The 744-nt window shown below is 69.8% G+C and carries 1 protein-coding gene and 1 rRNA gene; both read right to left on the bottom strand.

The window, feature by feature from the left end:
- Positions 1-244 (bottom strand): hypothetical protein (locus KBX06_RS27495; protein ID WP_210839966.1); only part of this gene is annotated, 244 nt, incomplete at its 3' end.
- Between the two features lie 375 nt (positions 245-619).
- Positions 620-736: ribosomal RNA gene (gene rrf / locus KBX06_RS27490) — 5S ribosomal RNA — on the bottom strand.
- Positions 737-744 lie beyond the last annotated feature (8 nt).

The raw sequence follows: 744 nt of genomic DNA, 5'->3' as shown, positions 1-744 counted from the left end.
CGATCGCCACCACGGAAACCACCCTCACGCGGCGGACCCGAACGGAAACCACCCTCACGATCGCCACCGCGGAAACCACCCGGACGTTCGCCACCCTCACGGCGATCGCCACCACGGAAACCACCCTGGCGATCGCCACCTTCACGACGGTCACCACCACGGAAACCACCCGGACGGTCACCACCACGGTAGCCGCCGGAGCGGTCGTCGCCGTCCCGGCGGAAGCCACCTTCACGGCGGTCACCGCCGCGGAAACCTTCGCGGTCGCTGCGGAAGCCGCCCTGGCGGGCGCCGGCATCCCGTCGAGGGGCGCCGCCACCGCGGGAGTCGCCGTCACGCGGAGCGGACCGGAAGCCGCCCTCACGGCGGTCGCCACCACCACGGGAGTCGCCGTCACGACGGTTGCCGCCGGCGTAGCCGCCGCGGTCATCCCGGTACGGGGGCCGGTCATCGCGGCGCTGCGCTCCCTCGCGCCCACCCGAACGGTCTTCGTAGCGACGGGGACGATCTCCGCCCTGCGATTCTGAACTCACAGGTACATCCTTCCTCATTGCGTCACCCACGACGCTAACGCAGTCGAGGGCCGACCCGGTTGGGGCGGCCCTCGACTGGAAAAGTTGTCCGGCGGTGTCCTACTCTCCCACACCCTCCCGAGTGCAGTACCATCGGCGCTGGAGGGCTTAGCTTCCGGGTTCGGAATGTAACCGGGCGTTTCCCCTCCGCCATGACCGCCGTAACTCTATC

The organism is Micromonospora sp. C31 (genome assembly GCF_018070575.1).
Classification (GTDB): domain Bacteria; phylum Actinomycetota; class Actinomycetes; order Mycobacteriales; family Micromonosporaceae; genus Micromonospora.
This window is presented reverse-complemented; position numbering and strand designations above follow the sequence as displayed.